This window comes from Pseudomonas poae (assembly GCF_001439785.1).
Taxonomy (GTDB): Bacteria; Pseudomonadota; Gammaproteobacteria; order Pseudomonadales; family Pseudomonadaceae; genus Aquipseudomonas; species Aquipseudomonas poae.
Genome location: NZ_JYLI01000036.1, coordinates 1 through 6,897, shown reverse-complemented (window position 1 = coordinate 6,897; position 6,897 = coordinate 1). Strand labels below are relative to the sequence as shown.

The window sequence follows — 6,897 nt, the reverse complement described above, 5'->3', positions numbered from 1 at the left end:
CGGCTTTGAGGACGCTTGCGTCGTCAACCGCGTCGATCTTCACGTCCAGGGTACTGCTCGAACCCGTGTTGGTCGTGTAGCCGATTTGCGGAACGTCGCCGTTGAAGTCTTTGACCGGCGTGAAGGCATAGGCACCGTCAGCGCCGATACTGATACTGCCCACACCTGCAATTACGGCAGTCTGGCCAGCGTTGTAGCTGGTGCCGTTGACGCTGAAAGTCGCAACGCTCAACACGTTATCGACGTCGACGTCGTTGCTCAGCACATTGCCAGTGGCAACGTTGTCTTCAAGCGCACTGCCGGTGTCCGCTTTGAGGACACTTGCGTCATCAACCGCGTCGATCTTCACATCCAGCGTGCTGCTGGAGCCGGTATTGGTGGTGTAGCCGATTTGTGGCACGTCACCGTTGAAGTCTTTGACTGGGGTGAAGGCGTAGGCGCCGTCTGCACCAATGGTAATAGCGCCGACACCTGCGATGGTTGCAGTCTGGCCGGCGTTGTAAGTGGTTCCACCGACATTGAACGTGGCGACAGTCAGGACGTTGTCCACGTCCACGTCATTCGAAAGGACGTTGCCAGTGGCAACGTTATCTTCCAGCGCACTGCCGGCATCAGCTTTGAGGACACTTGCGTCGTCGACTGCGTCGATTTTCACGTCCAGCGTGCTGCTAGAGCCGGTGTTGGTGGTGTAACCAATTTGCGGCACATCGCCGTTGAAGTCTTTGACTGGCGTGAAGGCGTACGCGCCGTCTGCACCGATGGTGATGCTGCCCACGCCCGCGATAACGGCGGTTTGGCCGGCGTTATAAGTAGTGCCACCAACATTGAACGTGGCAACGCTCAACACGTTATCCACATCGACGTCGTTGCTCAGCACGTTGCCGGTGGCTACGTTGTCTTCCAGCGCACTGCCGGTGTCTGCTTTGAGGACGCTTGCGTCGTCGACTGCTTCGATTTTCACGTCCAGCGTGCTGCTAGAGCCGGTGTTGGTCGTGTAACCGATTTGTGGCACGTCGCCGTTGAAGTCTTTAACGGGGGTGAAAGCGTAGGCGCCGTCAGCGCCGATAGTGATGCTGCCCACGCCCGCGATAACGGCGGTTTGGCCGGCTGCGTAGTTGGTGCCACCCACGTTGAACGTTGCGACAGTCAGGGTGTTGTCTACGTCCACGTCATTCGAGAGCACATTGCCAGTGGCTACGTTATCTTCAAGCGCGCTACCGGTATCGGCTTTGAGCACGCTTGCGTCGTCAACTGCGTCGATTTTCACGTCCAGCGTGCTGCTCGAACCGGTGTTGGTGGTGTAGCCGATTTGCGGCACGTCGCCGTTGAAATCTTTAACGGGGGTGAAGGCGTAGGCGCCGTCTGCACCGATGGTGATGCTGCCCACGCCCGCGATAACGGCGGTTTGGCCGGCGTTATAAGTAGTGCCACCAACATTGAACGTGGCAACGCTCAACACGTTATCCACATCGACGTCGTTGCTCAGCACGTTGCCGGTGGCTACGTTGTCTTCCAGCGCACTGCCGGTGTCTGCTTTGAGGACGCTTGCGTCGTCGACTGCGTCGATTTTCACGTCCAGCGTGCTGCTAGAGCCGGTGTTGGTCGTGTAGCCGATTTGTGGCACGTCGCCGTTGAAGTCTTTAACTGGGGTGAAAGCGTAGGCGCCGTCTGCACCAATAGTGATGCTGCCCACACCTGCAATTACGGCCGTCTGGCCAGCGTTGTAGCTGGTGCCGTTGACGCTGAAAGTCGCAACGCTCAACACGTTATCGACATCGACGTCGTTGCTCAGCACATTGCCAGTGGCAACGTTGTCTTCAAGCGCGCTACCGGTATCGGCCTTGAGGACACTTGCGTCGTCAACCGCGTCGATCTTCACGTCCAGCGTGCTGCTAGAGCCGGTGTTGGTCGTGTAGCCGATTTGTGGCACGTCACCATTGAAGTCTTTGACTGGCGTGAAGGCGTACGCGCCATCAGTACCGATGGTGATTGAGCCAACACTCGCGATAGTTGCGGTTTGGCCGGCGTTATACGTGGTGCCACCCACGTTGAAAGTGGCAACAGTCAGGATGTTGTCGACGTCAACGTCGTTGCTCAACACATTGCCAGTGGCAACGTTGTCTTCCTGCGCGCTGCCGGTATCGGCTTTGAGGACGCTTGCGTCGTCAACCGCGTCGATCTTCACGTCCAGGGTACTGCTCGAACCCGTGTTGGTCGTGTAGCCGATTTGCGGAACGTCGCCGTTGAAGTCTTTGACCGGCGTGAAGGCGTAGGCGCCGTCTGCACCGATGGTAATAGCGCCGACACCTGCGATAGTTGCGGTCTGGCCGGCGTTATACGTGGTGCCACCCACGTTGAACGTGGCAACAGTCAGGGTGTTATCGACGTCAACGTCGTTGCTCAATACGTTGCCAGTGGCAACGTTGTCTTCCAGCGCGCTGCCGGTGTCCGCTTTGAGGACGCTTGCGTCGTCGACTGCGTCGATTTTCACGTCCAGGGTACTGCTCGAACCGGTATTGGTGGTGTAGCCGATTTGTGGCACATCACCGTTGAAGTCTTTGACTGGCGTGAAGGTGTACGCGCCATCAGTGCCGATGGTGATTGAGCCAACACCCGCGATGGTCGCGGTCTGGCCGGCGTTATAGCTGGTGCCGTTGACGCTGAAGGTCGCAACGCTCAACACGTTATCGACGTCGACGTCGTTGCTCAGCACATTGCCGGTGGCTACGTTGTCTTCCAGCGCACTGCCGGTGTCAGCTTTGAGGATGCTTGCGTCATCGACCGCGTCAATCTTCACGTCCAGCGTGCTGCTTGAACCGGTGTTGGTGGTGTAGCCGATTTGCGGAACATCGCCGTTGAAGTCTTTGACTGGGGTGAAGACGTAGGCGCCGTCAGCGCCGATAGTGATGCTGCCCACGCCCGCGATAACGGCAGTCTGGCCAGCTGCGTAGTTGGTGCCGCCCACGTTGAACGTGGCAACAGTGAGAGTGTTGTCGACGTCAACGTCATTGCTCAACACATTGCCAGTGGCAACGTTGTCTTCAAGCGCACTGCCGGTATCGGCCTTGAGAACGCTTGCATCGTCAACCGCGTCGATCTTCACGTCAAGCGTGCTGCTTGAACCGGTGTTGGTCGTGTAACCGATTTGCGGTACATCGCCGTTGAAATCTTTGACTGGCGTGAAGGCGTAGGCACCGTCAGCGCCGATAGTGATACTCCCCACACCTGCAATTACGGCCGTCTGGCCAGCGTTGTAGCTGGTGCCGTTGACACTGAAAGTCGCAACGCTCAACACGTTATCGACGTCGACGTCATTGCTCAGCACGTTGCCAGTGGCAACGTTATCTTCAAGCGCGCTGCCGTTGTCGGCTTTGAGGACGCTTGCGTCATCAACCGCATCAATCTTCACATCCAGCGTGCTGCTCGAACCGGTATTGGTGGTGTAGCCGATTTGTGGCACGTCACCGTTGAAGTCTTTAACTGGGGTGAAGGCGTAGGCGCCGTCTGCACCGATGGTAATAGCGCCGACACCTGCGATGGTTGCAGTCTGGCCGGCGTTGTAAGTGGTTCCACCGACATTGAACGTGGCGACAGTCAGGGTGTTGTCGATGTCCACGTCATTCGAAAGGACGTTGCCAGTGGCAACGTTATCTTCAAGCGCGCTGCCGGTATCGGCTTTAAGGACGCTTGCATCGTCGACTGCGTCGATTTTCACGTCCAGGGTACTGCTCGAACCCGTGTTGGTCGTGTAACCGATTTGCGGCACATCACCGTTGAAGTCTTTGACTGGGGTGAAGACGTAGGCGCCGTCTGCACCGATGGTGATGCTGCCCACGCCTGCAATTACGGCCGTCTGGCCGGCGGCGTAGTTAGTGCCACCCACGTTGAACGTGGCGACAGTCAATGTGTTATCTACGTCGACGTCATTGCTCAACACATTGCCAGTGGCAACGTTATCTTCCAGCGCACTGCCGGTATCCGCCTTGAGAACGCTTGCGTCATCAACCGCATCAATCTTCACGTCCAGGGTACTGCTCGAACCCGTGTTGGTCGTGTAACCGATTTGCGGTACATCGCCGTTGAAATCTTTGACTGGCGTGAAGGCGTACGCGCCGTCAGCACCAATGGTGATTGAACCGACGCCAGCAATGGTCGCGGTTTGGCCGGCGTTATAAGTGGTGCCACCAACATTGAACGTGGCAACAGTCAGCGTGTTATCGACGTCGACGTCGTTGCTCAGCACGTTGCCAGTGGCAACGTTGTCTTCAAGCGCGCTGCCGGTGTCCGCTTTGAGGACGCTTGCGTCGTCGACTGCGTCGATCTTCACGTCCAGCGTACTGCTCGAACCGGTATTGGTGGTATAGCCGATTTGCGGCACATCGCCGTTGAAGTCTTTAACGGGGGTGAAAGCGTAGGCGCCGTCAGCGCCGATAGTGATGCTACCCACACCTGCAATTACGGCAGTCTGACCAGCGTTGTAGCTGGTGCCGTTGACGCTGAAAGTCGCAACGCTCAACACGTTATCGACGTCGACGTCGTTGCTCAGCACATTGCCAGTGGCAACGTTATCTTCAAGCGCGCTACCGGTATCGGCCTTAAGGACGCTTGCGTCATCAACCGCATCAATCTTCACATCCAGCGTGCTGCTAGAGCCGGTGTTGGTCGTGTAGCCGATTTGCGGTACATCACCATTGAAGTCTTTGACTGGGGTGAAGGTGTACGCGCCATCAGTGCCGATGGTGATGCTACCCACGCCCGCGATAACGGCGGTCTGGCCTGCGTTGTAGCTGGTGCCGTTAACGCTGAAGGTCGCAACGGTCAAGACGTTGTCAACATCGACGTCATTCGAAAGGACGTTGCCGGTAGCAACGTTATCTTCAAGCGCGCTGCCGGTATCCGCCTTGAGCACGCTTGCGTCGTCGACTGCGTCGATTTTCACGTCCAGCGTGCTGCTCGAACCGGTGTTGGTCGTGTAGCCGATTTGTGGCACGTCACCGTTAAAGTCTTTGACCGGCGTGAAAGCATAGGCGCCGTCTGCACCGATGGTGATAGCGCCAACACCTGCGATGGTTGCAGTCTGGCCGGCGTTGTAAGTGGTTCCACCGACATTGAACGTGGCAACAGTCAGGGTATTGTCGACGTCAACGTCGTTGCTCAACACATTGCCGGTGGCAACGTTATCTTCAAGCGCGCTACCGGTATCGGCTTTGAGGACACTTGCGTCGTCGACCGCGTCGATTTTCACGTCCAGGGTACTGCTCGAGCCCGTGTTGGTCGTGTAACCGATTTGCGGCACGTCACCGTTGAAGTCTTTGACTGGCGTGAAGGCGTAGGCGCCGTCTGAACCGATGGTGATTGAGCCGACGCCCGCGATAACGGCGGTTTGGCCTGCGTTATAAGTGGTGCCACCAACATTGAACGTGGCAACAGTCAGCGTGTTGTCTACGTCGAAGTCATTGCTCAACACATTGCCAGTGGCAACGTTGTCTTCAAGCGCACTGCCGGTATCCGCCTTGAGGACGCTTGCGTCGTCAACCGCGTCGATCTTCACATCCAGCGTGCTGCTAGAACCGGTGTTGGTGGTGTAACCGATTTGAGGCACATCGCCGTTGAAGTCTTTGACCGGCGTGAAGGCATAGGCACCGTCAGCGCCGATAGTGATACTCCCCACACCTGCAATTACGGCCGTCTGGCCAGCGTTGTAGCTGGTGCCGTTGACACTGAAAGTCGCAACGCTCAACACGTTATCGACGTCGACGTCGTTGCTCAGCACATTGCCAGTGGCAACGTTGTCTTCCAGGGCGCTGCCGGTGTCGGCTTTGAGGACGCTTGCGTCATCAACCGCATCAATCTTCACATCCAGCGTGCTGCTCGAACCGGTGTTGGTGGTGTAACCGATTTGCGGCACATCGCCGTTGAAGTCTTTAACGGGGGTGAAAGCGTAGGCGCCGTCAGCGCCGATAGTGATGCTACCCACGCCCGCGATCACGGCAGTCTGGCCAGCGGCGTAGTTGGTGCCACCCACGTTGAACGTGGCTACAGTCAATGTGTTATCGACGTCGACGTCATTGCTCAGCACGTTGCCTGTTGCAACGTTATCTTCCAAGGCACTGCCGGTGTCTGCTTTGAGGACGCTCGCGTCGTCAACCGCATCGATCTTCACGTTCAGCGTGCTGCTCGAACCCGTGTTGGTCGTGTAACCGATTTGCGGCACATCACCGTTGAAGTCTTTAACAGGCGTGAAAGCGTATGCGCCGTCAGCGCCGATGGTGATTGAGCCAACGCCTGCGATAACAGCGATCTGGCCGGCTGCGTAACTAGTGCCTCCCACGTTGAAAGTGACAACAGTCAGGGTGTTGTCGACGTCAACGTCATTGCTCAACACATTGCCGGTGGCAACGTTATCTTCAAGCGCGCTGCCGGTGTCCGCTTTGAGGACGCTCGCGTCGTCAACCGCATCAATCTTCACGTCCAGCGTGCTGCTCGAACCGGTATTGGTGGTGTAGCCGATTTGTGGCACATCACCGTTGAAGTCTTTGACTGGCGTGAAGGTGTACGCGCCATCAGTGCCGATGGTGATTGAACCGACGCCAGCAATGGTCGCGGTTTGGCCGGCGTTATAAGTGGTGCCACCAACATTGAACGTGGCAACAGTCAGGGCGCTGTCTACGTCCACGTCATTCGAGAGCACATTGCCAGTGGCAACGTTGTCTTCCAAGGCGTTACCGGTGTCTGCTTTGAGAACGCTCGCGTCGTCAACCGCATCGATCTTCACGTCCAGCGTGCTGCTCGAACCGGTGTTGGTCGTGTAACCAATTTGCGGTACATCGCCGTTGAAGTCTTTGACTGGCGTGAACGTGTATGCGCCATCAGTGCCGATGGTGATTGAGCCAACAC

General features: G+C 57.2%; 1 protein-coding gene. It reads right to left on the bottom strand.

Translation table 11 applies throughout. The features are described from left to right. Positions 1-6,897: Ig-like domain-containing protein (locus TU75_RS27840; RefSeq protein ID WP_169794370.1), on the bottom strand; the 6,897-nt coding region annotated here is incomplete at both ends.